Genomic DNA, 25,588 nt, shown 5'->3' with positions numbered 1-25,588 from the left:
TTCGTAGGGCCGTGCCGCAGCGGCACAGCGGTTAAACGGGGCGGATGCTCTCTTCATCCAGCTCGGCATCGAACAGACGCCGCAGGGTCTGGATATTGCCATCCGCTGCAATCGATGCGCGGGCCTGCGCCAGCCTCTCTTCATAGATAGCCTGGCGCCACTCCAGCGGCGTGCGCCGTTGGGGATCGTCATCCTCGACAATGCTCAGCGCCACCGGATGCCCATAGTGGTCGCTCAGGGCCTGCTCCAGCGTTTGCCGCGCAGAGGCGGAGTTTAAATGACGCTGGGCCGAACGTAAATGCAGAAGCACGCTTCCCTCCGGCGCAGGCTCACGAAACGCATTCAGCGCCAGCTGCTGCACCAGCTTTGGCAGCCGCAGCTGACTCAGCTCTTGGGCCCACGCATCCCGCGTCAGCGACTCCTGCGCCAGGTGCGCCGCCAGCTCCGGCGTTTTCTCATGCTCCAGCGCGCTGCGCAGCGCCTTGGGGGTCGTCTTGGGTGCCTTTTCCTCTACCGGACGGTTCTGCGCCTTCCAGCGATAGGCCTCTTTGCGCGTCGACGCCTGCTCCTGCTCCGCCGAGGCGATCTTCTGCTGGCCCCGCTCGCTTATGCTGGCCAGACGCTCCAGCGCTGAAGATGCCGGCTGCGCACGCTGCGGCGCCGCCGGCTCACTCTTTTTTGGCTCACTCCCTCCGGCGGCCTTTTGCCGCAGGCGCGAGCGGGCCTGTAATAGCTGCGCGGTACTCTCCGGCACGGCGCTCGCCGCCTGCGGCGGGGCGCTCACCGTCGGCGGCACCGTGGCCGGCGACGGCGGGGCGACGCGCTGAGCTACCGTGGCCGGGACGGCCGGGATATCGCCGCCCTGCGCCGCTGACGGCGCGGGGCTCGGCTCGGCAATCACCGCCTTAGGGTGAAAGGCCAGCGCGCGCAGCAGGGTCATTTCAACCCCCATGCGCCGGTCCGGCGCAAAGGCCAGCTCTTTACGGCCGTTGAGAAGAATTTGATAAAACAGCTGCAGATCCGCCGGCGGCAGCATCCGCGCCAGCTCACGCAGACGCGGCTCTACCGCCGCGAACTGGCTGTCCAGCGCGCTGGGCAGCAGCTGTAGCATCGCCACCCGGTGCAGCAGCGCCAGCATCTCGACCAGCAGGTTTTCCCAGTCCACACCGCGCCCGGCGGCCTGCTCTACCCGCGCCATCACCAGCGTGCCATCCGCCGCGGTCAGCGCCTCGATCAGCGCCAGGGGCTGCTCATCGTCCAGCGTTCCCAGCATCTGGCTAACGGCGTCGGCGGTAATCTGCCCCTGCCCCATGGCGATCGCCTGATCCGTCAGGCTCAGAGCGTCACGCATGCTGCCTTCGGCGGCGCGCGCCAGCAGCTGTAGCGCCCGCGGCTCCGCCGTCAGGGCCTCGGCATGGGCGATTTTCTCCAGCTGCGCCCGGATCTGCTCATGATCCAGCGCACGCAGGTGAAACTGCAGACAGCGCGACAGGATGGTGACCGGCAGCTTCTGCGGATCGGTGGTGGCCAGCAGAAACTTGACGTGCGGCGGCGGCTCCTCCAGCGTTTTCAACAGCGCGTTGAAGCTGTGGCGCGACAGCATGTGGACTTCGTCGATCAGGTAGACCTTGAACCGACCGCGCGCCGGGGCATACTGCACGTTATCCAGCAGGTCACGCGTGTCTTCGACCTTGGTTCGCGAGGCGGCATCGATCTCCAGCAGGTCGACAAAGCGCCCCTGCTCGATCTCTCGACAGTTGTCGCAGACGCCGCACGGCGTGGCGGTGATCCCGGTTTCACAGTTCAGCCCCTTGGCCAACAGACGGGCGATACTGGTCTTGCCGACCCCGCGGGTACCGGAAAACAGATAGGCATGGTGAATACGGCCCAGAGAGAGCCCGTTTGCCAGTGCCGTCAGGACATGCTCCTGACCCACGACGTCAGCAAAGGTTTGTGGACGCCACTTGCGGGCGAGAACCTGGTAGCTCATTGATGATTCGTCGCTGATAGAATAAGAAGATTCGCCGACCGTCCCACAGACGGCCAGCGGCGTCAGACTGATGGCGCGGGGCGAGCACTGGCGCCCGCCGGCCCCGATCATCTGATCATTGTAACAGTAGTTGTCGCAATGCCCATCACTTTATTCCGCCGCCGGACGGCGGCAAAAACAGCCGGGCCACCGCACTGGCGGTGGCCCGGAGAGAGAGCGTACGACGCGCGTGACAAATTAATGTCCGTCGAAGGAGACCAGGCTGTAGCAGTTAATGTTCATCGCTTCCAGGCGCGCCTCACCGCCCAGCGCAGGCAGGTCGATGATAAACGCGGCGTCGTGCACCACGCCGCCCAGTCGACGGATCAGGCGGGTCGTCGCCTCGATGGTGCCGCCGGTCGCCAGCAGATCGTCCACCATCAGCACGCGATCGGTCGCGTCGATAGCGTCCTGATGGATCTCCAGCGTATCGGTGCCGTACTCCAGCGCATAGCTTTCCGCCAGCGTCGCCCGCGGCAGTTTGCCCGGCTTACGCACCGGCACAAAGCCCACGCCCAGCGCCAGCGCCACCGGAGCGCCGAACAGGAAGCCACGCGCTTCCGTTCCCACCACCTTGGTGATCCCAGCAGCACGGTAGCGCGCCGCCAGCAGCTCGATACTCAGAGCATAGGCGTCGGGCTTTTCCAGCAGACTGGTCACGTCACGGAAAAGGATACCTGGCTTAGGGTAGTCAGGGATGGTCTTGATGCTTTGTTTAAGAAATTCGAGTTGTTGTGCTGTAGCGGTCATAACTTGTTGCCTGATAAACACCGGGTCCGGGCTAACGCAAGCCACCTACAATCCCCCCAAACATGGCTCGGCATAAATCGCCGTCGCCCTCGGAACAGGGAGGTAACCCGCGCACGAAAACGCTCAAATCTATGCAAACCGCCGGGAAATTGCAACCGACATCGCCGGATTAAGGGATTTTTTCTTGCGGTACGTCAATAACCGGCAGGCGCCACAGCAGCAGCAGCAGCGCGGCCAACAGCGCCAACAGCAGCAGGCGCAGCCAGCTGCTCTCCACCAGCCACAGAGAGAGAGAAAAGCTCGCCAGCAGCAGGATCGCCGCGCGGCCGCGCGCGCCCGGCGGTAGGCCACGGTGCTGTTGCCAGTGACGTAGGTAGGCGCCGCACCAGGCGCGGTACAGCAGCCAGTGATGAAAACGCGGCGACGAACGGGCAAAACAGGCCGCCGCCAGCAGCAGAAAGGGGGTCGTCGGCAGCAGCGGCAGCACGACGCCCAGACATCCCAGGGCAAAAGCTATCCAGCCCAGCGCCATTACTATCATGCGTTTCATTCTCTGGCTTGCTCCGCTCCCTGCCGCTCCAGTACCATGCGCTATGGTTACTATCATTTAAAGGTAGGTTATGTCGAGTCAACAGATGCTCAACCAGCTCGAACAGCGCCTGCAGCGGCTGGCGCAGGCGCTGGCGCCGCTGGCCGAACAGCCCGCCGCCCGCTCACGCTTCGATCGGGCGCTGTTCATGACCCACGGCACCCGGCTGAAGGACTATCTGCAGGAGACCCGGGATAACTTCACCGCCCTGCAGCGCGCCGTCGGCGCCGGGCAGCGCCAGCAGGTCGCCTTTCTCGCCGAGCGTCTGCTGGCGCAGATGGCCGCCCTGCAGCGCGAGCAGGCCACCCAGACGCTGCGACGACAAGAGCCGCAGCGGGCGGAGAGCGCAGGCGATCTGTACCAAGAGCTGGCGCGCCACCAGGACTATGAGCGGCGTCTGCACACCATGGTGCGTGAGCGTGAGCTGCGCCTGGCGGCCTGCCAGACCCTGGCCCAGCAGCAGCAGATCCAGCGCGAGCTGGCCGCCATGGAGGGACGACTGCAGCGCTGCCGCCAGGCGCTGCGGCGGATAGAAAAACAGATCGAACGCCGTGAAAACGGATTTCGCTGAGCGCCGATGCCTTATCTATACTGGAGTAAGGTGGCCGCACAGGGGTTCGGCCCATCACCTATGCTGGAGCGTTCGCCATGGGCATCATCGCGTGGATTGTACTGGGGCTTATCGTCGGGATACTGGCGAAGTGGCTGATGCCGGGCCAGGATGGCGGGGGCGTTATCATGACCGTGGCGCTGGGCATCGTCGGCGCCCTACTCGGCGGCTATCTCGGCAACCTGCTATTTCATATGAATATCACCGCGGGCTTCAATCTAAAAAGCCTGATAGTTTCGGTCATCGGTGCGATGCTGGTGCTGTTTATTTACCGTAAGATCCGATCATAGGGAGCCCCATGTCACTGGAGCAAGCGAGCGACGAGGTCAAGCTGGCCGTCGATTTGATTTACCTGCTGGAGAGTAACGCCGTCCCCGCGCATACCGCGCTGGCGGCGCTGGAGATCGTCCTGCGCGACTACCGGCAAAAGCTGGCTCAGGCCAGCCCTGCCCACAGCGAATAGCGGCGGCGGCGCAGAGCGCCCGCCGCCCAACCGTCCATCAGACCCTCGGCGAGTCAGGCGGCAGATCCGTTAGCGTACGCTTCACCTCTTGTACCTCATTGCCCTGCGGGTTATGCAGGTACACCTCCAGCTGGTTAAAGGCGATGTTGATATCGTTCTCTCGGCACAGCTGATCGATGCGCCGGTTCAGCTCATCCACCACATAGCTGCGATCGCGCAGCTCACGCACGTACAGCCGCATCTCATGGTCCAGCGTGCTGGCGCCAAAGGCCAGGAAGAAGACCTGCGGCTCCGGCTCCACCATCACCCGCGGGTTCTCACTCGCCGCCTGCAGCAGGATCTCCCGCACTTTATCCAGATCCGAACCGTAGGCTACGCCGACCTTGATCAGCACCCGGGTCACCGTATCCGTCAGCGACCAGTTAATCAGCCGCTCGGTCACAAAGGCCTTGTTGGGAATGATCACCTCTTTGCGATCGAAGTCGGTAATGGTCGTCGCGCGGATACGGATCTTATTCACCGAGCCGGAATAGGAGCCGATGGTGATGGTGTCACCGATGCGCACCGGTCGCTCAAACAGGATGATCAGGCCGGCGATGAAGTTACCGAAGATCTCGTTCAGGCCAAAGCCGAGGCCCACCGACAGCGCGGCGGCCATCCACTGCAGCTTATCCCAGGAGATGCCCAGCGAGCCGAAGAAGATAATCACCCCGACGCTGATAATCGCATAGGTCAGGATGGTGGTGATCGCATAGGACGCCCCCTGACGCAGCTGCAGACGCGACAGTACCAGCACCTCCAGCAGGCCGGGCAGGTTGCGCATCATGATATAGGCCACCACCACCGTCATCATGGCAAACAGCAGGTTGCCCAGCGTCACCGCCTGGGTTATCTGGCTGGCGCCGCTGCCGCTGTTGTAGTGCCACAGGGTAATGCTGTCGAGATAGGAGATCACCGTGAACAGATCGGCCCAAATCCAGTACAGCACGCAGCCAAAGATCAAAAACAGCACCATCGTGGTCAGACGCAGGGACTGGGTATTGATCTGATCGATAGCCAGGGGCGGCTCCTCGATCGCCTCCAGCCCCTCCGCCCCTTCGCGCGAGGCGCCGGCGGCGTTCTGCTGACGGCGCGCCAGCGCGCGGCGATAGGCCAGACGGCGGGCCGCCACGCTCAGGCCGCGCAGTACCGTGGAGTAGACCACGGCCCACAGCAGCATCAGGTACAGGCTCTCGATCCAGCGGGTCCCCAGGCGCAGAGCGGTATAGAAATAGCCGCAGGCCGTCAGGATCATCAGGATCAGCGGCGCGATCGCCAGCAGGGTCACCAGCACCAGCCGTACGCTGTGGGAGTTTTTCTCCCGCCAGGCATCGCGGCACAGCGGAAAGACAAACACCGTCAGCAGCGCCAGGGTGATCAGAATCACCACCTGCCCGATCACGTCTTCGTTCAGCTGCAGCGGTGACTTCTCCCCGATCACGCACCACACCATCAGCGGGATCAGGGTAAAGCCCAGGCGCCGCACCATGCGACGGTAGTGGGCGCAGACCAGCGGCGGTACATTAAAGTGACGCTCGGAGACCCCCCCCGGCGAAATGAGGCGATAGGTGGTGCTGATGATCAGCCAAAACAGCGCGAAGCGCAGAGACATCACCCACAGCAGACCGCCTATCTGGGTTTCGGTATGGTAGAACATCACCCCGACGGCCAGCAGCAGCAGCGTCCCCGGCAGCCCGCGCAGGATATTCAGCAGGATGGCCTCCGGCGTATGCAGCTGTCCGTCTCGCTTCAGCTGCCCCACCTCATCGCCCAGCTTATCCAGCCGGGCGTTGATGGCGCGACGGCGCCACAGCAGCAGCCCGGTGCCGATCAGCAGGGGGATGAACAGGTACAGCGAGCTGATAAAGCCCTCCAGCAGCTGCGCCGGCTTGAAGTCAATGTGCAGGTTCGTCGCTTGGGTGTGCAGCGCCCCGGGCAGTCCGATAAACCAGGACAGATTCATCGGCTTGTTGCTGCTGACCCAGAAGATTTGCTGGGTCAGGGTGTGCTGCAGGTAATCATTCACATTGCGCAGCTGCTGCTGATTGATCTGCAGGCTGATGGCCAGCGTCAGCTCACTGCCCAGCTGTTTGTTCAGCTTATCCAGCAGGTCACGGCGCGTATCAACCAGATCCTCCAGCGCCGCGACCGCCTCATCGCTCAGCTTCTCTTTGCTGTCGGCCTGCAGCGCCGCCACATAGTCGCTGCTTTGGCTCAGGGCATCGCGCTGGGCGTTGATATCAAACTGGGCCACGCGCAGATCGGCCACCTGCGCCGCCACATCGTTGCTCAGCTTTTCCGTCGGCAGCTTCTGCTGCTGCTGGTAGAGAATACGCGACAGCAGCAGGCTGCCCTTCAGTACCGAGATCTGCTCTTTCAGATTGCGCTCGGCCTGCAGTGAACGGTCAAGCCAGTTTTTAACCCGGATATTCTCCTGCACCAGCGCATTGGTCTTTTCCGTGGCGTCGATCAGCCGCTGGCTCAGCGCGCGGTTTATCTCCAGCTCTTTGGCTATCAGCGGATTATGGTTAAAGTCCTGGGCCGCATCGTCGGGATTGATCGCCTCTCTGGCCGTTTTTTCGGACTGAATCAGCTGCTTGCTATAGCCGGCCTGGCGAATCAGCTGTACGCTGCGCTCCAGCTTGGTGATCCGGGCGCTGGCATAGTCGCGCTGCTTTTGCAGTACATCCTGCAGGGTGGTGTTGTCCGCGAGGCTCTGCTGCTGATAATCCAGGGACTGGTTCAACATCGCCAGCTCCGTATTCAGCATGTTACGCTGGCTGGCGCGCAGCTGGGTGCCTTCGGCCAGGGTATTCCGGATCTGCTGAATTTGTTGAGAACTGGCCATCATGGAGGCCTGGGCGCGCTCCGGCTGGGTCTGCAGGGCGATCAGCTGGCTGCTGTAGGAGGCCAGATCGTCCTGCGCCTGCTTCAGCTCGGCCAGGGTATCATCCCACTGGTTCTGCAGCTGGCGGGTGCCCATGGCTGAAAAGTTAGCCTCGTCTGCCGCATCGCTGCTGCGCTGCAGCGCCTCTAGCCCGGCCAGCGCCTGGTTCAGTTTCCCCGGCGCCTGCTGCACCTGCTGCTTCAGCTGCAGGCTCTCTTTACGGTAGCGCTCGATGCCATCCAGATATTCAAGGGTTTGGTTGAGATCCTGCAGCACCAGCTTATCGCTGGCCGACAGGCTCTTCTGCCGGTTCAGGGCATCGATCTGATTCTGCACCTCGTTGCGCGAATCGATATCGCCGCTCTGCGCCCGTGCAAAGGCGCTGCAAAAGAGCAGGGAAAACAGCAGAGTGACAATAATAACGCGCCAAAGGGCGACACCCTTGCCTGGCCGTAATAACACGCCGTGAGTCATAGTTAAATTAAGCAGACTTTATCAATAAAGGAAGAATAGGTTTCTTGGGCTCGATTCCGCGCGACGCTTGTCAGCGTCCCATCGCAAAAAGCGGCCTAGAGTAACATGAAGCTGTAATAGCAAGAATAGGCGCAATCGGAGAAAATTGCCCGGCGTCGTAGCCCCACGCCGGGCGGTCACGCGTCCACCGTCGCCAGATGAACGGCGGCGTACGCCTTAGAACGTCAAGACCTTATCGGCGGCCAGCGTCCAGGTGGCCAGCTCGGTCAGCGTACCGATAGCCACCCCCTCAATCAGCGGAAGCGACGCAATGCCGCGGGCGTCGGCGCAGGTCTTACACAGCAGAATGGGCGTGCGCTGCGCGCACAGGATCTCCAGCATCTGCTGCAGGCTGTAGCCTTCGTGGGGCTTCTGCCCCGGCAGCGCCGCCGTCACGGCGTCCGACATCAGAAAAAGCTTCAGATCGATATCCGCCGCCTGCTCCTTCATCGCCAGCGCCAGGCGCAGCGCGTTGAACAGGGATTCATGGCCATAACCGGCCCCATTGGCAATCACGACAATTTTTTGCATTGTTATCTACTCGTCTTTATCAACACAATTTACGGTGGGTGGGAAACCGCTTCCCCATACAGAGGTATCATTGGGGGCGCATACCGCGTCACGGCGCAAAAACGGACTGTGCCGCAGCATGGCAATCACGTTATCCACCAGCGGTATCGCCTGCTGCTGCAGATCGAAGCGGTCCGGGGTAAACAGCCAGCTCTCCATGATACCGGTAATATAGCTGCGCAGGGCGATGGCGCTGCGCAGCGTATCCAGATTCGCCGGCAGCTGCTCCCGGAAGACACAGTGCTGCAGCACCCGCTCGATGCGCGCGTAGCTCTCCAGGTACATCAGTTTACGCCGTTCCCCCAGCGCCCGCATCTCGCCGACGAACTCGCACTTATGGTACAGAATTTCCATCATCGCCCGCCGCTGCGGATCCACCACCGTCGCGACCAAAATAAAAATTAGGAGCTCACGTAATATACGCAGTGGATCATCCGGAAACTTTGTCTGATACTCTAGCTCAAGCTCACTGATCCTGGACTCCATAAACGCCCAGACGGCGTGGAAAATGTCAGTTTTGTTCTTAAAATGCCAGTAAATGGCCCCGCGGGTAACCCCGGCGGCTTTGGCGATATCGTTTAGTGAGGTGGCAGCAACGCCGCGTACGGAAAACTCACGTATGGCAGCGTCAAGGATCTGCTGCCGGGTCTCCTGGGCCTGCTGTTTGGTTTTTCGTGCCATGGCGTTGGTTTTTTAAAGTATCAAGACTTACATGCATTGATGAATGTATGTACCATAACATGCGTTTTTTTATAGCGCAGCAATGGGTTTTTTACCAGTGTGCTCCATACCCATTTCGCACTCGGACTCTTGAGGTATAATATGAAGAAAAACAGAGGGTTAACGCCTCTGGCGGCGATACTGCTGTTTTCCGGCAGTTTACTTCTTACAGGATGTAATGATGACAATGGCGCAACCGGGCAACGTCCTGCCCCCGAAGTCGGTGTAGTCACACTGAAAACGGCGCCGTTAAATGTCTCAACCGAGCTTCCGGGCCGAACCTCTGCGTACCGTATCGCAGAAGTCCGTCCGCAGGTCAGCGGTATTATCCTTAAGCGTAACTTTGTCGAAGGCAGCACGGTAAAAGCCGGCGAATCACTGTATCAGATCGACCCAGCGACCTATCAGGCCGCCTATGACAGCGCCCGCGGCGATCTGGCCAAGGCAGAGGCTGCCGCTAACATCGCCCATCTGACGGTCAAACGCTACACCCCGCTGCTGGGGACCAAATACATCAGTCAGCAGGACTACGATACCGCCGTCGCCAACGCGCGCCAGGCCGACGCGACCGTCGTCGCCGCGAAAGCCGCCGTTGAAAGCGCACGCATCAATCTGGCTTACACCAAAGTCACCTCGCCTATTACCGGCCTGAGCGGCAAGTCCTCCGTCACCGAAGGCGCCTTGGTGACCGCCAACCAGAGCAACGCCCTGGTAACCGTACAGCAGCTCGACCCCATCTATGTCGACGTGACCCAGTCCAGCAATGATTTCCTGCGTCTGAAGCAGGAGCTGGCCAACGGGCAGATCAAGCAGGAAAACGGTAAGGCCAGCGTCGAGCTGGTGATGGAAAACGGCCAGCCCTATCCGCTGAAAGGGACGCTAGAGTTCTCCGATCTGACCGTAGATGAGAGCACCGGATCTATCACGATTCGCGCCGTGTTCCCTAACCCGCACAATGACCTGCTGCCGGGCATGTTCGTCCGCGCCCGTCTGGAAGAGGGCGTCCGTCCCGATGCGCTGCTGGTTCCGCAGCAGGGCGTAACGCGTAACCCCCGCGGCCAGGCGACGGTCATGCTGGTCGGCGCAGACAACAAGGTCGAAATGCGCACCATCGATGCCGCACAGGCGATCGGCGATCAGTGGCTGGTCACCGGCGGTCTGAAGAGCGGCGATCGGGTGATCGTATCCGGTCTGCAGCGTATTCGCCCGGGTGTGCAGGTGAAAGTAGAGGAAGCTAAACTGAATGCAGCGGTCAGCGACGGTGCGGCCAGTGGCGCACAGCAGTAAACGCATCGCGATGCATAATATTGGGAAAAGGAGCCAGTAATACATGGCTAAGTTTTTTATCGATCGTCCGATCTTTGCCTGGGTTCTCGCCATCATCATGATGTTGGCCGGTGCATTGGCGATCATGAGTCTGCCGGTCGCACAGTACCCTACCGTTGCGCCGCCGGCAGTCACCATCTCCGCCAGCTATCCGGGGGCGGATGCGGCCACGGTGCAAAACTCCGTGACGCAGGTTATCGAACAGAACATGAACGGTATCGATAACCTGATGTACATGTCGTCAACCAGTGACTCGGCCGGTAACGCCAGCATCACCCTGACCTTCGAGGCCGGTACCGATCCGGATATCGCTCAGGTCCAGGTGCAGAACAAGCTACAGCTGGCCATGCCCTCCCTGCCGCAGGAAGTACAGCAGCAGGGCGTCAGCGTGGATAAGGCCTCCAGCAGTATTCTGCTGGTCGCAGGCTTTATCTCCGAAGACGGCAGCCTGAGTCAGGATGACATCGCCGACTATGTGGCGTCCAACATTAAGGATCCCCTGAGCCGTACCCAGGGCGTCGGCAGCGTACAGCTGTTCGGCTCCCAGTACGCCATGCGTATCTGGCTGGACCCCAACAAGCTGAATAAGTACAACCTGACGCCGGTCGACGTGGTCTCCCAGATTAAGGTGCAGAACAACCAGATCGCCGGTGGCCAGCTGGGGGGAACCCCGCCGGTGCCGGGACAGCAGCTGAACGCCTCGATCATCGTGCAGACCCGTCTGAAGGATCCGACCGAGTTCGGCAAGATTCTGCTTAAGGTCCAACAGGATGGTTCCCGCGTTCTGCTGCGCGACGTTGCGCGCGTAGAGCTGGGGGCGGAAAACTATGGCACCATCGCCCGCTATAACGGTAAACCGGCCGCCGGTATCGCCGTGAAGCTCGCGACCGGCGCCAACGCGCTGGACACCGCCAAGGCCGTGAAGACGGAGCTGGCCAAGCTGGCCCCTTACTTCCCGGCAAGCCTGAAGACGGTCTACCCGTATGACACCACGCCGTTCGTTCAGCTCTCGATCGACGAAGTGGTGAAGACCCTGCTGGAAGCGATCGTGCTGGTGTTCGTGGTGATGTATCTGTTCCTGCAGAATATCCGCGCTACCCTGATCCCCACCATCGCCGTACCGGTGGTACTGCTGGGGACCTTCGCTATCCTGGAGATCGTGGGCTTCTCCATCAACACCCTGACCATGTTCGGGATGGTGTTGGCGATAGGCCTCTTGGTGGATGACGCCATCGTGGTGGTGGAGAACGTCGAGCGCGTCATGTCCGAAGAGGGGCTGCCACCGAAAGAGGCGACCAAGAAGTCCATGGAGCAGATCCAGGGGGCGCTGGTCGGTATCGCCATGGTGCTCTCCGCGGTCTTCGTACCGATGGCCTTCTTCGGCGGCTCAACCGGGGCCATCTATCGCCAGTTCTCCATCACCATCGTCTCCTCCATGGTGCTGTCAGTGCTGGTGGCGATGATCCTGACGCCGGCGCTGTGTGCGACTATGCTCAAACCGATCGCCAAAGGCGATCACGGCGTACAGACCGGCTTCTTTGGCTGGTTTAACCGCCTGTTTGAAAAGAGCACTCACCACTATACCGACAGCGTTGGCCGCATCCTGCGCGGCACCGGGCGCTATCTGGTGATTTACCTGCTGATCGTAGTCGGCATGGGGCTGCTGTTTATCCGCCTGCCCACCTCCTTCCTGCCGGAAGAGGACCAGGGGGTACTGCTGACCATGGCCCAGCTGCCGCCGGGCGCGACCCAGGAGCGCACCAACAATGTGCTCAAGCAGGTCTCCCAGTACTACCTGACCAAAGAAAAAGATAACGTTGAATCGGTCTTTACCGTCAGCGGCTTCGGCTTCAGCGGTCAGGGGCAGAACAACGGTCTGGCCTTCGTCAGTCTGAAGCCATGGGACGAGCGTAAGGGCGATCAGAACAAGGTTACCGCGATCATTCAACGTGCGGCGGGCGCCTTCAGTAAGATCAACGACGCCATGGTGTATCCGTTTAACCTGCCGGCTATCGTTGAGCTGGGTACGGCATCCGGCTTCGACTTTGAGCTTATCGATCAGGCCAACCTGGGCCACGAAAAGCTGACCGAAGCGCGTAACCAGCTGCTGGGCATGGCGGCGCAGCACCCTGACCTGCTGGTCGGCGTGCGCCCCAACGGCCTGGAAGATACGCCGCAGTTCAAGCTGGATATCGACCAAGAAAAAGCGCAGTCGCTGGGGGTTTCTCTCGCCGACGTTAACCAGACTATCTCTGCCGCGCTGGGCGGGGCCTACGTCAACGACTTTATCGACCGCGGACGCGTCAAACGCGTTTATGTCCAGGCCGATGCGCCGTTCCGTATGCTGCCAAGCGATATCGATAACTGGTACGTGCGCAGCAGCAATGGTCAGATGGTACCGCTGTCCGCCTTTTCCAGCTCACGCTGGGAGTACGGCTCACCGCGTCTGGAGCGCTACAACGGTCTGCCCTCCATGGAGATCCTGGGCGAAGCCGCACCCGGTAAGAGTACCGGTGAGGCCATGGCGCTGATGGAGTCCCTGGTCGCCAAGCTGCCGGCGGGCGTCGGTTATGACTGGACCGGTATGTCCTATCAGGAACGCCTGTCCGGCAACCAGGCTCCGGCCCTGTATGCCATCTCGCTGATCGTGGTCTTCCTGTGTCTGGCCGCCCTGTATGAGAGCTGGTCTATTCCGTTCTCCGTCATGCTGGTGGTCCCGCTCGGCGTCGTCGGCGCCCTGTTGGCGACCTCGCTGCGCGGCCTGACCAACGACGTGTACTTCCAGGTCGGCCTGTTGACGACGATCGGGCTATCGGCGAAGAACGCCATCCTGATCGTCGAATTCGCCGTCGACCTGATGCACAAAGAGGGTAAGGGGCTGGTAGAAGCGACGCTGGAGGCGGTGCGTATGCGTCTGCGCCCGATCCTGATGACCTCGCTGGCCTTTATTCTCGGGGTTATGCCGCTGGTCATCAGCAACGGCGCGGGCTCCGGAGCCCAGAACGCCGTCGGTACCGGGGTCATGGGCGGGATGGTCTCCGCTACCATTCTGGCCATCTTCTTCGTACCGGTGTTCTTTGTGGTGGTGCGCCGCCGCTTTGGCCGCCGCGGCGAGGATATTGAGCACAACCATCCGGTTGAACCGCACAATAAATAGTTATAAAAAATGAAAAGACCGCCCGCGGGCGGTCTTTTTTTATCCATCGATTGCCTACGGCCCTCCCCGACGCGCTCACCAGACAAACATTAATACGCTTAATTCAGTATGATGATATGCCCCAGCGGGATAACTCATTAAAAATATTTATTCTTCATTCCTCGTATTCATAAAATGAGGGCTATACTTAATCAGTCTGGGTATAGTTTAAATACTTACTAACACAAAACTTTTCCCATTGCCCTGCGCCTTTGCTATGATACTGAGGTTACTTGTCATAGCCATTGCGTAACCGCTTGATTATTGCATCGATTTGCTATATTCCTTGCTACAGGAAAGCAGGTTTGGTTCCCGCAGGGGGTAGACTATGGATGAGTACACTTCTTATCAGCATGACATCGCAGAGTTAAAATACCTGTGTGATTCTCTGTATCATCAGGGAATAGATGTCCTGGGAGAGAGCCATCACGGCTGGGTCAGCGACCCGACGGCAAAGGTAAATCTACAGCTTAATGAGCTGATTGAGCATATTGCCAGCGTCGCGCAATCATTTAAGATCAAATATCCGCATCATTCGGATTTAGCCGAAATATTGGATGATTATCTGGATGAAACCTATGCCCTGTTTGGCGCCTATAGCGTCAGTGAAACGGCGCTCCGGCACTGGCTGCGCACCAAGCGGCGGGTGGCATACTGCCTGGCGCATGAAAAGCGCAACGCTACCTTACATGTTTAGTCCAATAATAGGATGTTGTGATGACCAAGATCGATTATCTGATGAAGCTGCGTAAATGCACGACGCTGGATACTCTAGAACGCGTGATCGAAAAGAATAAATACGAACTTTCAGATGATGAATTAGAAATTTTTTATTCTGCCGCAGATCATCGTCTGGCCGAATTAACTATGAATAAGCTATACGACAAAATTCCAGCAGAAGTCTGGCAATACGTCCGCTAAGTGCCCCGGGCGTTTCAGCGACGCCCTGGCAACGTTAGTTATATTACTATTAATATATTTATTCTTTATTGATACCCCAGCGTTACGCGGGTAGGCCTGTTTTCGCCCGTCCCCCACCGCCCGTAGATCGGCGTCAATCTCAGCGATAAATTCCGTGTAGCCACCGATTGCAAACCGCAAGCGAGAAGCGAGAAGCGAGAAGCGAGAAGCGAGAAGCGAGAAGCGAGAAGCGAGAAGCGAGAAGCGAGAAGCGAGAAGCGAGAAGCGGCGAGGAATAAATAGCACGGCTCAAATGGGTGGGAGCCCTGCCAGCTACATCCCGGCACACGCGTCACTCGCTGCGGCTGCTTCCTTCCGGACCTGACCGAATTCACGGGTTAGCATTGCGGGAGAACCAACAGGGCCCCCATAACGAGCGCTATAACCTCAGCGCCCGAGCATTATCAGCGATGCCACGCCCAATTGCAAGGCGCCCCCCGCCAACCGTTGTTTTCTTAAACAGGCCTCTTGAGCTAATGTCATCGGACAGCGATAATCGCGCTATGACAATGACGACCTCGCCCCCCGCACAGGATGACTTCCGCCAGCGCGTACTGCTGTGTATCGCCGCCATTCCCGTAGGCCGAGTCGCAACCTATGGTCAGATAGCCGCGATGGCCGGCCACTCGCGCGCCGCGCGCCGGGTGGGGGCTATCCTGCGCGCGCTACCGGCGGGCAGCGCCCTCCCCTGGCACCGGGTGGTCAATCGCCTTGGCACCCTCTCTCTGGTCGGCGAAGGCTTTACCCGCCAGCGCAGCGCGCTGCAGGCCGAAGGGATCGACGTCAATGCCGATGGACGGCTCGACCTGGCGCGCCTGCGCTGGCAGCCATAGCCCCGTCTCCGGTGCTACCCTTGCGTGCGGGGCGTCGTATCGGCGCCCCTGGCCCCATCGCCAGCGCGTTACCGAGGTCTCCCACCGTTACAAAATAAGGTATTACCAATGAGTCAGGCGTTACAGCAGCTGTTAAACCTATTAAATCTCGAAAAAATTGAGCAGGGTATCTACCGAGGGCAAAGCGAGGATTTGGGACTGCGCCAGGTCTTCGGCGGCCAGGTTGTCGGTCAGGCGCTGTATGCCGCCAAACAGACCGTTGACGCCCAGCGCCAGCTGCACTCATTCCACAGCTATTTTCTGCGCCCCGGCGATAGCCGTATGCCGATCGTCTATGATGTCGAAGTCCTACGCGACGGCAACAGCTTTAGCGCCCGCCGGGTCAACGCCATCCAGCATGGTAAGCCTATCTTTTATATGACGGCCTCTTTCCAGTCTCTGGAGGCGGGGTTTGAACACCAGAGCAGCATGCCGCAGGTCGCCGGTCCCGAAGGCCTGCCCAGCGAGACCGATATCGCCCGCTCGCTGCGGCACCTGATCCCCGAGGCCGTCCGCGATACGTTCACCCGTGAACAGGCCATTGAAATGCGCCCAGTCACCTTCCATAACCCACTCAAAGGCGACGTATGCCCGCCGCAGCGCTACGTCTGGCTGCGCGCCAACGGCGTCCTTCCTGACGATCCGCGGGTGCATCAATACCTGCTGGGCTATGCCTCAGACTTTAACTTCCTGCCGACGGCGCTTCAGCCCCACGGCAAGGGCTTTCTTGAGCCCGGCATGCAGGTGGCGACCCTCGATCACAGCATGTGGTTCCACCGCGCCTTTCGCCTCGACGACTGGCTGCTGTACGCGGTGGACAGCCCCTCCGCCTCCGGCGCCCGCGGCTTGGTCCGCGGTCAGTTCTTCGACCGGCAGGGGCGTCTGGTCGCCTCTTCCGCACAGGAAGGGGTCATTCGACAGCACCCGGCGCGCTGAGTGCCCTGCGGCGCCGCAGCGCGGCGCCGTGCATCTAGCGGTTATAGGCGCTCTCACCGTGGCTCGTCACATCCAGCCCCTCGCGCTCCTGATCCTCACTGACCCGCAGCCCCACGCAGAGATCCGCCGCCTTATAGGCAATCAGCGCCGCCGCCGCGGACCAGATCACACAGACCAGCACGCTCAGCGTCTGAACCCACAGCTGATGACCCATGGTGACACCGCTGGCATAGCCCGTACCGCCCAGCGAGGCGGCGCTCAGCACCCCAGTCGCCAGGCAGCCGACGATACCGCAGACGCCGTGCACGCCGAAGACATCGCAGGCGTCATCTATCTGCAGCCAGCGTTTCAGCGCCACCACGCCCCATAGGCCTGCCGCCCCCGCGATCAGGCCGAGCAGCAGCGCACCGCCGACACCCACGCTGCCCGCCGCCGGCGTCACCGCCACCAGCCCGGCAATACAACCGGAGCAGGCGCCTAGCAGGGAGGGGTTCCCACGTAACCCCCATTCCGCCAAGACCCAAGAGAGAATGGCGGCGGCGGTGGCGATCATCGTGTTGATAAACGCCAGCGCAGCAATATCGTTGGCGGCGCCGGCGGAGCCCGCGTTAAAGCCAAACCAACCGATATACAGAATGGCGGTGCCCAGAAAGACCATGGGTAAACTGTGCGGCTTAAACGACTCCCGTCCATAGCCGCTGCGCCGTCCCAGCAGGCGAGCGCCCAGCAGTCCTGCCACGGCGGCGTTAATATGCACCACCGTCCCGCCGGCAAAGTCCAGCGCACCGTCGGCGGCCAGCCAGCCCCCGCCCCAGACCATATGGGCCAGCGGCACATAGGAGAGCGAAAACCACAGCGCGGCAAAGATCAGCACCGCCGAAAACCGAACCCGCTCAGCCAGAGCACCGGTCACCAGCGCCACCGTAATACAGGCAAACGATCCCTGAAAGGCCACGTGCACCAGCGTCGATATCGAGCCGGTCACCTCGTGCAGTCCGATCCCCTTGAGCAACAGCGCGTGCAGGTTGCCAACGATAGCGTTCCCGCTGCCAAACGCCAGCGTATAGCCATAGATCACCCACAGCACGCTCACGACGGCGAAGGTCACCATCACCTGCGTCATCAGCGACAGCACGTTCTTGGCGCGCAGCAGGCCGCCGTAAAACAGTGCAATCCCCGGCAGAGTCATCAACAGCACCAGCGCCGTCGCTAGCATCATAAAGCCATTATCCGCCCGATCCATCTGCGGCGCGCCGGCCAGCGCAACCCCCGGCAGCAGCGCCATGCCCACCATTCCCCTGCGTACTCGCCTCATCTCACACCTCCATGCCAGCCATCACAGCGCCGCGTCATCGCACTCGCCGGTGCGAATGCGCACCACGCGCGTCAGTTCGGCAACAAAAATCTTACCGTCACCAATGTTTCCGCTGCAGGCCGCCTGGCGAATGGCGTCGATCACCGCCTCCAGCCGTTCATCCTCCAGCGCCACCTCAATTTTGACCTTGGGTAAAAAATTGACGCTGTACTCGGCGCCGCGGTAAAGCTCAGCGTGCCCTTTCTGTCGACCGAATCCCTTCACCTCCGTCAGGGTCAGCCCCTGAATACCGATGGCCGACAGCGCTTCGCGCACCTCCTCCACCTTGAACGGCCTGATCACCGCGCTCACCAGCTTCATGACGCCCCCTCCTCTGTCAGTGGATTCATTCACAAAAATTATGAGCAAAGGTCATGCCAACCCAGAAGGCGGGCGACAGATCCCGCCGCCCACGCGGGATGGCGCATGATTCACGGCGGAACGGCAGGGGCAATAGCACCAAAACGGTGCAATGCGCCGGCCGTGGTGCAGGTTAGACGTCGGAGACGCGCGATCGCCCCGACGGCGACGCCGTCGGGAGCGCAATATTGGCAGGATTCGGGAAACGCGGGCATAGCGGCACGGTCAGCGGGGTGAGGAGATGACCGTTAGCGGGAAAGACGGCTTACTCGCGCAGCGGCAGCGCCGTCGTGAACTTAATCTGCTCCATGGCAAAGCTCGACGTGACGTCGCTCAGCCCCTTTACCGCGTTGACCAGACGCTTATAAAAATCATCGAAGCTTTTCATATCGGCAACCTGCACCTGCATCAGGTAATCATACTCACCGGCCATGCGGTAGAACGCCAGGATCTCCGGCATATGCTCCACCTGCTGCACAAAGTTGCGATACCACTCCGCGCTGTGGTGCTGGGTCTTGATCGCCACAAACGCCGTCAGCCCGAGGCCCAGCTTCTCTTTATCCAACAGCGCGACCCGCTGGGTAATATAACCCTCCTCCTCCAGACGCTTTAGCCGCTTCCAGCAGGGAGTCGACGTCAGGTTCACCGCCTCTGACAGCACCTGCAGCGAGAGGGTGCAGTCCCGCTGCAGCATGTTCAGCAGGCTACGGTCAATTTTATCCAGCATAGGGGGCTCCGGGAGAAATATTTCCTCCAATTAGGCCAATCCACGCAACAATAATCAATCTTTTTCCCGCGGCGTCGAATGTCCGGCGCAGGTAAAGATAAAAAGAAAACCGGGTGCGCGCAGTCAAACACGCAGCCCGGCTGGCTGAATAGCCTCAGTGATTCGGGGGAATTGTGAGGTGAGATTGCGTTAGCCAAAGAGAAAGCTGTTGCGCCACCGCCTGCTGGCGGCAGTCACCGATCACCCGCAGGTGCGGTAAGGCCTGCCGAAGCTGCGTCAGCGCGTTGCCCATGATGAATCCCTGACCGACCATGCCAAGCATCTCCCGGTCGTTCATCGCGTCGCCGAACGCCATACATTCATCCAGACCAATATTCAGGCGATCGCACAGAGCCGCCAGCGCGCTGCCCTTGTTACTGCCCGGCGGGATCACCTCCAGCGAGTCATGGCCCGAGAAGCAGAGATCGACGGCGCGGCCGAAGTGGGTACGCAGACGCTGCTGCAGCGCCAGCAGACGTTCATGACCATCGATAAAGCACACCTTGCTGACGCCGTAAGCCGGCAGACGGCGCAGATCCGTCAGGCGATAGGTAAAGCCATCGGCCCGGTGGGGCGCCAGCAGCGCGGGGCAATCGCAGGCCGTCAGCCAGCCATCGTCGCGAAACAGGTGCAGCGAGGCGGTATCGCTCCAGTCGGCGTGCATCAGCTCATAGGCCACCTCCGGCGCCAGATCCTGGCTGAACAGCAGCTGGCCATCGTGATCATGCACCCGAGTGCCATTAGCGGTGATCAGGTGTCCCCGCAGCCCCAAGCGGCGCGTCATGCGGCTAACCTCTAAAAAGTGACGCCCGGTAGCAAAGGTGAGAACGACCTGCTGCTGCGCCAGGCGCTGCAGGGCATCCAGCGTCTCCGCACCGATGCGGTGATCCGGCATCAACAGAGTGCCGTCCATATCAAACGCTGCCAAACGCATACCGCCTCCGTTTGTGACCGCTACTGCATGGCCTACAGTATCGCGTGGCATTTGCGGAACTAATAGTGAACAATTAGAAAAAAGAGTTCAGGATTTTTTAATGCGCCTGCTGCAACGCCTTAATCAATATCAACGTCTGTACCAGTTTGCCGGCGATGTCCCGGTGTCGGTTACCGTCGCCGAGCTGGCCGCCATTATCTGCTGCAGCGATCGCCACGTGCGAACCCTGCTCGGCCAGCTGCAGGAGGCCGGATGGATCCGCTGGCAGGCCAGCGCCGGGCGCGGGCGGCGCGGCAGCCTGCGCTGCCTACTTCCGGTATCGCAGCTGCGGCGCCAGCTAATGGAGCACCTGCTGCGCGAGGGCAACCATCAGGGGGCCCTGCGGCTGGCGGCCCGCGATCCGGCTCAGCTAACCCCCTATCTGCAGCCCCACCTCGGCGGCCAGTGGCAGGCCGAGCTGCCTACCCTGCGTATTCCTTACTATCGCCCGCTGGAGCCCATCCAGCCCCTGCGGCTGAGCGGACGCGCCGAGCAGCACCTGGCGCACACCCTGCACGCCGGCCTGACGCGGTTCGTTCCCGGCAACGCCGCGCCGCAGCCAGATCTGGCCCACCACTGGCAGATCAGCGACGACGGCCTATGCTGGCAATTTTTACTGCACAGCGATCTGCGCTGGCACCACGGCCAACCGATCGGCGCCGAGCAGCTTCTGGCGACGCTGCGCGCCCTCTGCGCCCATCCCCAGGCCGGCGCCCTGCTGGCCAGCGTCGCCGCTATCGACCACCCCCATCCGCTGTGCCTGCGCTTTACCCTGCATCAGCCCGACTACTGGCTGGCGCACCGGCTGGCCAACCTGCTGTGCCTGCTGCCCCACCCGCAGCAGCCCGATATCGGTGCGGGGCCATTCCGCCTGGTCAGCGCCAGTCCAACCCTGCTGCGCCTAGAGCAGTATGAGGGCTACCATCTGCGGCGGCCCTATCTGCACGCCATCGAATACTGGATCACCGCCGGGGCCGGTACGGCGCCGCCCTCCTGCCAGAGGGCGGTCAGAATACAGATAGGACAAGATGAGGGAACCCAGGACACCCGCCGTCTCAAAAGCAGCACCAGCCTGGGCTTTGGCTACATGGCCGTTAACCTGCGTCAGGGACGCCTCTCTCCGCGCCAGGCGCGCGCGCTGCTCGGCCTGATGCGCGAGGAGCAGACCTTCAGCGCCCTGTCGCAGGAGGAGGGGATCACGCTACGCTGTGAGGAGCTGCTGCCCGGCTGGGCAATCCCGGCGTTCACCGAGCCGCCCGGTCCGCTGCCGCCCCGCCTGACCCTTCTTAGCTACCCGGCGTCCGCCCTGCACCAGCTGGCGCGCCGACTGCAGATCCGCCTGGCCGCCTACGGCTGCGCCCTCACGCTGCAGCTCGTCAGCGGAAAACGCTGGAGCGATGATGCCCAGCTGGCTCAGGCAGACATTATCCTGGGGGATAAACGCATCGGCGAATCGCCCGGCACCACCCTGGACAACTGGCCGCGCACCGACCGACTGTGGCCGGCGATCCTCCCCGCCAACGCCTATGCGGATACGCTGGCGCGCCTCAATCTCCAGCGACAGGCCCGCGCGGAGGCACAGCGCTTAGCCGCGCTGCGTCAGTTGTACGGCGCGCTGATGGCGCAGGGATATATGGCGCCGCTGTTCAACTATCGCTACCAGGTCAGCGTTCCGCCCCGGGTCAACGGCATCGTGTTGACCGCCCACGGCTGGTTCGACTTTTGTCAGGCCTGGGTGCCGGCGCCGGAGGCGGGCTGTTCATCGCCGGGCTAAGCGGCTACCATACGACAGATATTTTCTTTTGCGCACAATTGAGGTTATTGCATGAAACGCGCCGTAGTAGTTTTCAGTGGCGGTCAGGACTCGACCACCTGCCTGATCCAGGCGTTGCACCGCTATGATGATGTCCACTGCATCACCTTTGACTACGGGCAGCGCCACCGCGCCGAGATAGACGTGGCCCGTCGGCTGGCCAAGCAGCTGGGCGCCAGCGCCCACAAGGTGTTGGACGTCGGCCTGCTCAATGAGCTGGCCATCAGTAGCCTGACCCGGGATAACATCCCCGTGCCAACCCAAAGCGAGGATGGCATTCCCAATACCTTCGTCCCCGGCCGCAACGTACTGTTTCTGACCCTGGCGGCGATCTATGCCTACCAGGTTGAGGCTGAGGCCGTGATCACCGGCGTCTGTGAAACCGACTTCTCCGGCTATCCAGACTGTCGGGATCAGTTCGTGCAGGCGCTGAATCACGCCGTCTGCCTGGGCATGGCGCGCGACATTCGCTTTGAAACGCCGCTGATGTGGCTCAACAAAGCCGAGACCTGGGCGCTGGCGGACTACTATGGTCAGCTAGAGAGGGTGCGCCACGACACCCTGACCTGCTACAACGGCATTCAGGGCGATGGCTGCGGTCACTGCGCCGCCTGCCACCTGCGCGCCCATGGCCTGCAGCAGTATCTGGCCGATCCGGCGGCGGTGATGGCCGCGCTGAAGCAAAAGAGCGGGCTGCAGTAACCCCCCCTTTCGCCGTCCTGCGCCAAACGCGGAGACTACGCGACACCGCCCGTACGCCGGCGCGGTGCCGCGCTATCGCTAGAGCGCCAGACGCGCCCGGTTCTTCTCCAGCAGCGCAGCGCCGATCCCCTTCACCTGCAGCAGCTGCTCCAAACGGGAAAACGCGCCGTGCTGTTCACGAAAGGCGACGATCGCCCGGGCCTTCTCCAGGCCGATGCCGCTAAGCCCTTCGGACAGCGCCTGCGCCGACGCCTGATTGATATTCACCCGCCCACGCTCCGCGCCCCCACCGCTGGGCGTGGCGGGGCTCGCCGACGGTGTCGCGGCTGGCGCCGTGGCGGCCTGCGGCGCTGCGGGAAAAAAGAGTAAAGCGATCCAGAGTGGGGAAGATAACAGCAGAGTTAATGGATTCATGGCCGGGCTCCTTAGGGATGAGAGTTATCGTCCCTTACGATGCCCTGCGGCGAGGGGGCCGGCAAAGCCGGAGCGCGCAATATGCAAAAGGCCGCGAATGCGGCCTTTTGTTGTTACATCATATCACCCACAACGCTGGGGATTACTGCACATCTGCCGCCGCGCCCAGCTTGATCTTGGCATTAGCGCGCAGGTTATCCATCAGGGCATCGAAGGTGATCCCGGTCTCCCCGGTGAGCATCTGAGAGGCGAACGCCTTCATTTGCTCCGCCGACAGATGACCCGCCGTGACGGCGTTCAGACGAATCAGCTCAATGTTGTCATGGCGGTCCGCCGACAGCCCGTACACCGGCTTATCGGTCTGCGGGTGCGGCATGGCGAATACCGTATCCGTCAGCTGACGATCCTCTGAAGCGCGAGTCAGCGTCTGCTCGGCACCAAAGCTCAGGCCGGCAGCCTTCAGCGCCGCGTCGCCCTTGCCTGCCTGCAGCGCGGCCAGCAGCTTCTCGCCCTCGCTACGCGCCTGGGCAATCGCCTTCTGACGCTTCAGCAGCTCCGTCACCTGATCGCGCACCTCAGCAAAGGGTTTAACCGCTTCCGGCTTGTGCTCACTGACGCGCAGTACAAAGGCGCGATCGCCCTCGACGCTGATCACGTCAGAGTTACTGCCCGGCGTGCCGTTTTCCCCGAACAGGGAACCGTCGAAAATAGCCTGAACCACCGGTTTAAAATTAAGCACCTGCGGTACGTTATCGCGGGCAAACCAGCCGGTCTCCGTCGCCTTCACCCCGGCGGCGTCTTCTGCCCCGGCCAGCGAATCATTGTCGTTGGTCGCCGCATCGCTCACTTTCTGCTGCAGCGCATAGAAGGCATCCAGCGCCTTCTGCTGCTTCACCTTATCGGCGATCTCGGCACGCACCTCAGAGAGCGGCTTAACCACCGCGGGCTGCATATCGTTCAGACGCACGATCAGGTATCCCACGCTGGACGCGATCGGCGCGGAAACATCCCCTTTATGGCTCAGCTTAGCCGCGCGGATCTCATCCGGCGTGGTTTCCGGCTCCAGCCAACCCAGCTCGCCGCCGTTTTTACGGGAGATAATATCGGTGGACTTCTCCTTGGCCAGGGTCGCGAAATCGGCGCCATTGGCCAGCTGCGCGGCGATGGCCTTAGCCTCCGCCTCTGTCTTCACCTGAATAACGCTGTAGTCACTGCGCGCCGGCTGGGTAAAGCTGCCTTTATGCTGATCGTAGTAGGCGCTAATCTCCGCATCGCTGACCGTCATCTTATCGTTGATGGCCGCGGCATCCATTTCGATATAGCGTACCTTGACCGCCTCTGGGGCGATAAAGCTGCTCTGGTGCTGCTGATAATAGCCCTGCAGCTCCGCGTCGCTAACCTGCTGCTGCGGCATCAGCTTGCTGATATCGATGGTTGCCAGGCTGACCTGACGCTGCTGCATGGTCAGCGCCGCCAGGGCGTCGACCTCTGCCGGCAGGGTAAAGCCGGTGGCTGTGAACCCCTGGATCAGCTGCTGGGTCACCAGCTGCTGACGCATCAGCTGAGCGTAGGCGTCCGGGCTCAGGCCCAGACGCGCCACCATATCGAGATACTTCGCGTTATCGAAATGATTGTCGGTCTGGAAATAGGGCATCGCGCGGATCGCTTCTTTTACCTGCGCATCGCTGATCGCCAGATTAAGCTTTTGGGCATACTGATCGAGCAGCACGTCATCGATCATGCGAGAAAGTACCTGCTTGCGCAGCTCTTTCATATAGCCTTCGTTTCCTGCCAGCACGGAGAACTGATCGCCCAGCTGCTGCTGCAGACGGCTGCGCTCGTTCTGCACCGCCTGTTCGAGCTGGGCCCGACCGATCTCTTGGCCATCCACCTTGGCCGCGTAGTCGCCGGAGCCGCCGATCAGATAATTACCTACCCCGGTCAGCACAAACGAGATGATGATCAGAGCCAGGATAACCTTGAGCACGACGTGATTGGCGGCCGCGCGTAAATTGTCCATCATAGTGTGGCAACACTCCGCTGTGATTGTTGGTAATACGTTGTGACTCCGCTTTGTTCCAGGCCATGGCCCGTATACGCACAGCACACGATATAGATTAACTGCTTCAGGCTGCCCTGACGGACGATCGCGCCGCCGCGTCTAGGGAAGGCAGTTGCCCGCCATAAAAAAAGCGCATCAGCATGATGCGCCTTGTATTTTACCTTAGCTATGCCATGGCGTCAGTCGATTGTTTGCGATTTATGGAAATCATCGCCCGCCGACGCCCGGCGCAGCGCGCCATAGGCTTAGTTAACGGCGTCTTTCAGCGCTTTGCCCGCGCGGAAACCCGGAACTTTCGCGGCAGGAATATCAATTTCCTGGCCCGTCTGCGGATTACGGCCAGTGCGGGCAGCACGTTCGCGGACGTCAAAAGTACCAAAACCGACCAGTGCGACGGCGTCACCTTCCTGCAGGCTTTCGGTCACGGATGCAATGAATGCATCCAGCGCGCGACCGGCTGCCGCTTTGGAAATATCTGCACCCTCAGCAATCTTGTCGATCAGTTGTGATTTATTCACTCTATCATCCCCTTTAGAAATCTCGCCGTACAGGAAACCGTTCTCCCTACCGTACGGCTGCGCAGCTGTTATATCTAGCCTGTCTCTGTCCGGCAAGGCGCTTCACGGGCGCTTGCTACGGCCGACAGGGCTCTACGTTAGCCGTACAAAAAAAGGCTGGCAAGCC

Annotated in this window: 24 protein-coding genes, 1 other RNA gene and 1 other annotated feature; of the genes, 11 read left to right on the top strand and 14 right to left on the bottom strand. The window is 61.0% G+C overall.

The features are described 5' to 3' along the window. Positions 1–31: 31 nt before the first annotated feature. The 3 genes from dnaX to L1P05_RS04985 all read right to left on the bottom strand — a co-directional run bounded on the left by dnaX (position 32) and on the right by L1P05_RS04985 (position 3,329). On the bottom strand, positions 32–1,990 hold the full coding sequence (gene dnaX / locus L1P05_RS04995) for a DNA polymerase III subunit gamma/tau (protein WP_041692581.1): 1,959 nt from the start codon (positions 1,988–1,990) through the stop codon (positions 32–34). Further along, positions 635–695, bottom strand: a sequence feature (DnaX frameshifting element). (Overlaps the previous gene by 61 nt.) Positions 1,991–2,227: 237 nt before the next feature. Further along, positions 2,228–2,779: an adenine phosphoribosyltransferase gene (gene apt, locus L1P05_RS04990; protein ID WP_012847883.1), complete on the bottom strand. Its 552-nt coding sequence runs from the start codon at positions 2,777–2,779 to the stop codon at positions 2,228–2,230. 169 nt (positions 2,780–2,948) lie between these two features. Next, complete coding sequence (locus tag L1P05_RS04985; protein WP_015461127.1) at positions 2,949–3,329, bottom strand: DUF454 family protein; 381 nt, start codon at positions 3,327–3,329, stop codon at positions 2,949–2,951. A 70-nt stretch (positions 3,330–3,399) separates the two neighbouring features. Between L1P05_RS04985 and priC the strand changes: the two genes are divergently transcribed. The 3 genes from priC (at position 3,400) to rsmS (ending at position 4,441) form a co-directional block, all read left to right on the top strand. After that, on the top strand, positions 3,400–3,939 hold the full coding sequence (gene priC, locus L1P05_RS04980) for a primosomal replication protein PriC (RefSeq protein WP_012847881.1): 540 nt from the start codon (positions 3,400–3,402) through the stop codon (positions 3,937–3,939). A gap of 77 nt (positions 3,940–4,016) precedes the next feature. Then, positions 4,017–4,268 carry a GlsB/YeaQ/YmgE family stress response membrane protein gene (locus tag L1P05_RS04975; RefSeq protein WP_012847880.1) on the top strand — a complete coding sequence of 84 codons (252 nt, stop codon included), beginning with the start codon at positions 4,017–4,019 and terminating at the stop codon, positions 4,266–4,268. Between the two features lie 8 nt (positions 4,269–4,276). Further along, positions 4,277–4,441, top strand: coding sequence for a pleiotropic regulatory protein RsmS (gene rsmS, locus L1P05_RS04970; protein WP_012847879.1), 165 nt, complete (start codon positions 4,277–4,279; stop codon positions 4,439–4,441). 37 nt (positions 4,442–4,478) lie between these two features. On the opposite strand, the gene mscK is transcribed toward rsmS, so the two are convergent. From mscK to acrR, 3 genes are all read right to left on the bottom strand, one after another. After that, positions 4,479–7,841 (bottom strand): mechanosensitive channel MscK, encoded by a 3,363-nt coding sequence (mscK, locus tag L1P05_RS04965; protein WP_012847878.1) that lies wholly within the window; start codon positions 7,839–7,841, stop codon positions 4,479–4,481. A 216-nt stretch (positions 7,842–8,057) separates the two neighbouring features. Next, on the bottom strand, positions 8,058–8,411 hold the full coding sequence (locus tag L1P05_RS04960) for a DsrE/DsrF/TusD sulfur relay family protein (protein ID WP_012847877.1): 354 nt from the start codon (positions 8,409–8,411) through the stop codon (positions 8,058–8,060). Between the two features lie 6 nt (positions 8,412–8,417). Continuing rightward, on the bottom strand, positions 8,418–9,131 hold the full coding sequence (gene acrR / locus L1P05_RS04955) for a multidrug efflux transporter transcriptional repressor AcrR (protein WP_012847876.1): 714 nt from the start codon (positions 9,129–9,131) through the stop codon (positions 8,418–8,420). 141 nt (positions 9,132–9,272) lie between these two features. Between acrR and L1P05_RS04950 the strand changes: the two genes are divergently transcribed. The 4 genes from L1P05_RS04950 (at position 9,273) to L1P05_RS04935 (ending at position 14,613) form a co-directional block, all read left to right on the top strand. Continuing rightward, complete coding sequence (locus tag L1P05_RS04950; RefSeq protein WP_012847875.1) at positions 9,273–10,457, top strand: efflux RND transporter periplasmic adaptor subunit; 1,185 nt, start codon at positions 9,273–9,275, stop codon at positions 10,455–10,457. Positions 10,458–10,500: 43 nt separating this feature from the next. Next, a complete protein-coding gene (locus tag L1P05_RS04945) occupies positions 10,501–13,653 on the top strand; it encodes an efflux RND transporter permease subunit (RefSeq protein ID WP_012847874.1) in 3,153 nt (1,050 codons plus the stop codon). 367 nt (positions 13,654–14,020) lie between these two features. Beyond that, complete coding sequence (tomB, locus tag L1P05_RS04940; RefSeq protein ID WP_012847873.1) at positions 14,021–14,389, top strand: Hha toxicity modulator TomB; 369 nt, start codon at positions 14,021–14,023, stop codon at positions 14,387–14,389. Positions 14,390–14,409: 20 nt separating this feature from the next. Next, positions 14,410–14,613 carry an HHA domain-containing protein gene (locus L1P05_RS04935; RefSeq protein WP_012847872.1) on the top strand — a complete coding sequence of 68 codons (204 nt, stop codon included), beginning with the start codon at positions 14,410–14,412 and terminating at the stop codon, positions 14,611–14,613. 303 nt (positions 14,614–14,916) lie between these two features. On the opposite strand, the gene ffs is transcribed toward L1P05_RS04935, so the two are convergent. Beyond that, positions 14,917–15,013: signal recognition particle sRNA small type (ffs, locus tag L1P05_RS04930), an RNA gene on the bottom strand. A gap of 148 nt (positions 15,014–15,161) precedes the next feature. On the opposite strand from ffs, the gene L1P05_RS04925 reads away from it, so the two are divergent. Together L1P05_RS04925 and tesB are read left to right on the top strand one after the other, a co-directional pair. Continuing rightward, the gene (locus tag L1P05_RS04925; RefSeq protein ID WP_015461124.1) at positions 15,162–15,485 is read left to right on the top strand and encodes an MGMT family protein; all 324 of its coding nucleotides are present in this window, start codon (positions 15,162–15,164) and stop codon (positions 15,483–15,485) included. A 108-nt stretch (positions 15,486–15,593) separates the two neighbouring features. After that, on the top strand, positions 15,594–16,460 hold the full coding sequence (gene tesB / locus L1P05_RS04920; protein WP_012847869.1) for an acyl-CoA thioesterase II: 867 nt from the start codon (positions 15,594–15,596) through the stop codon (positions 16,458–16,460). A gap of 34 nt (positions 16,461–16,494) precedes the next feature. Here the strand turns inward: tesB and amtB are convergent, their stop codons facing one another. The 4 genes from amtB to cof form a co-directional block, all read right to left on the bottom strand. Beyond that, the gene (gene amtB, locus L1P05_RS04915; protein ID WP_041692495.1) at positions 16,495–17,775 is read right to left on the bottom strand and encodes an ammonium transporter AmtB; all 1,281 of its coding nucleotides are present in this window, start codon (positions 17,773–17,775) and stop codon (positions 16,495–16,497) included. Between the two features lie 21 nt (positions 17,776–17,796). Further along, complete coding sequence (glnK, locus tag L1P05_RS04910; RefSeq protein WP_012847867.1) at positions 17,797–18,135, bottom strand: P-II family nitrogen regulator; 339 nt, start codon at positions 18,133–18,135, stop codon at positions 17,797–17,799. Positions 18,136–18,439: 304 nt separating this feature from the next. Then, a complete protein-coding gene (locus L1P05_RS04905) occupies positions 18,440–18,901 on the bottom strand; it encodes an Lrp/AsnC family transcriptional regulator (protein ID WP_012847865.1) in 462 nt (153 codons plus the stop codon). 154 nt (positions 18,902–19,055) lie between these two features. Continuing rightward, entirely contained in the window at positions 19,056–19,874 is an 819-nt protein-coding gene (gene cof / locus L1P05_RS04900) for an HMP-PP phosphatase (RefSeq protein WP_012847864.1), read from the bottom strand. Between the two features lie 100 nt (positions 19,875–19,974). Between cof and L1P05_RS04895 the strand changes: the two genes are divergently transcribed. After that, positions 19,975–21,687, top strand: coding sequence for an SgrR family transcriptional regulator (locus tag L1P05_RS04895; RefSeq protein ID WP_012847863.1), 1,713 nt, complete (start codon positions 19,975–19,977; stop codon positions 21,685–21,687). Positions 21,688–21,738: 51 nt separating this feature from the next. Then, positions 21,739–22,428 carry a 7-cyano-7-deazaguanine synthase QueC gene (gene queC / locus L1P05_RS04890; RefSeq protein WP_012847862.1) on the top strand — a complete coding sequence of 230 codons (690 nt, stop codon included), beginning with the start codon at positions 21,739–21,741 and terminating at the stop codon, positions 22,426–22,428. A 78-nt stretch (positions 22,429–22,506) separates the two neighbouring features. On the opposite strand, the gene L1P05_RS04885 is transcribed toward queC, so the two are convergent. The 3 genes from L1P05_RS04885 to hupB all read right to left on the bottom strand — a co-directional run bounded on the left by L1P05_RS04885 (position 22,507) and on the right by hupB (position 25,422). Next, positions 22,507–22,842: a ComEA family DNA-binding protein gene (locus tag L1P05_RS04885; RefSeq protein WP_015461121.1), complete on the bottom strand. Its 336-nt coding sequence runs from the start codon at positions 22,840–22,842 to the stop codon at positions 22,507–22,509. Between the two features lie 142 nt (positions 22,843–22,984). After that, on the bottom strand, positions 22,985–24,865 hold the full coding sequence (gene ppiD, locus L1P05_RS04880; RefSeq protein ID WP_012847860.1) for a peptidylprolyl isomerase: 1,881 nt from the start codon (positions 24,863–24,865) through the stop codon (positions 22,985–22,987). Between the two features lie 284 nt (positions 24,866–25,149). After that, positions 25,150–25,422, bottom strand: coding sequence for a nucleoid-associated protein HU-beta (gene hupB / locus L1P05_RS04875; RefSeq protein WP_012847859.1), 273 nt, complete (start codon positions 25,420–25,422; stop codon positions 25,150–25,152). Between the last annotated feature and the right edge of the window lie 166 nt (positions 25,423–25,588).

Origin of the sequence: Edwardsiella piscicida (assembly GCF_021733145.1) — a bacterium.
GTDB classification, from domain to species: domain Bacteria; phylum Pseudomonadota; class Gammaproteobacteria; order Enterobacterales; family Enterobacteriaceae; genus Edwardsiella; species Edwardsiella piscicida.
The sequence above is the reverse complement of the archived record's forward strand: the minus strand, read 5'-3'. Positions and strand labels throughout refer to the sequence as shown.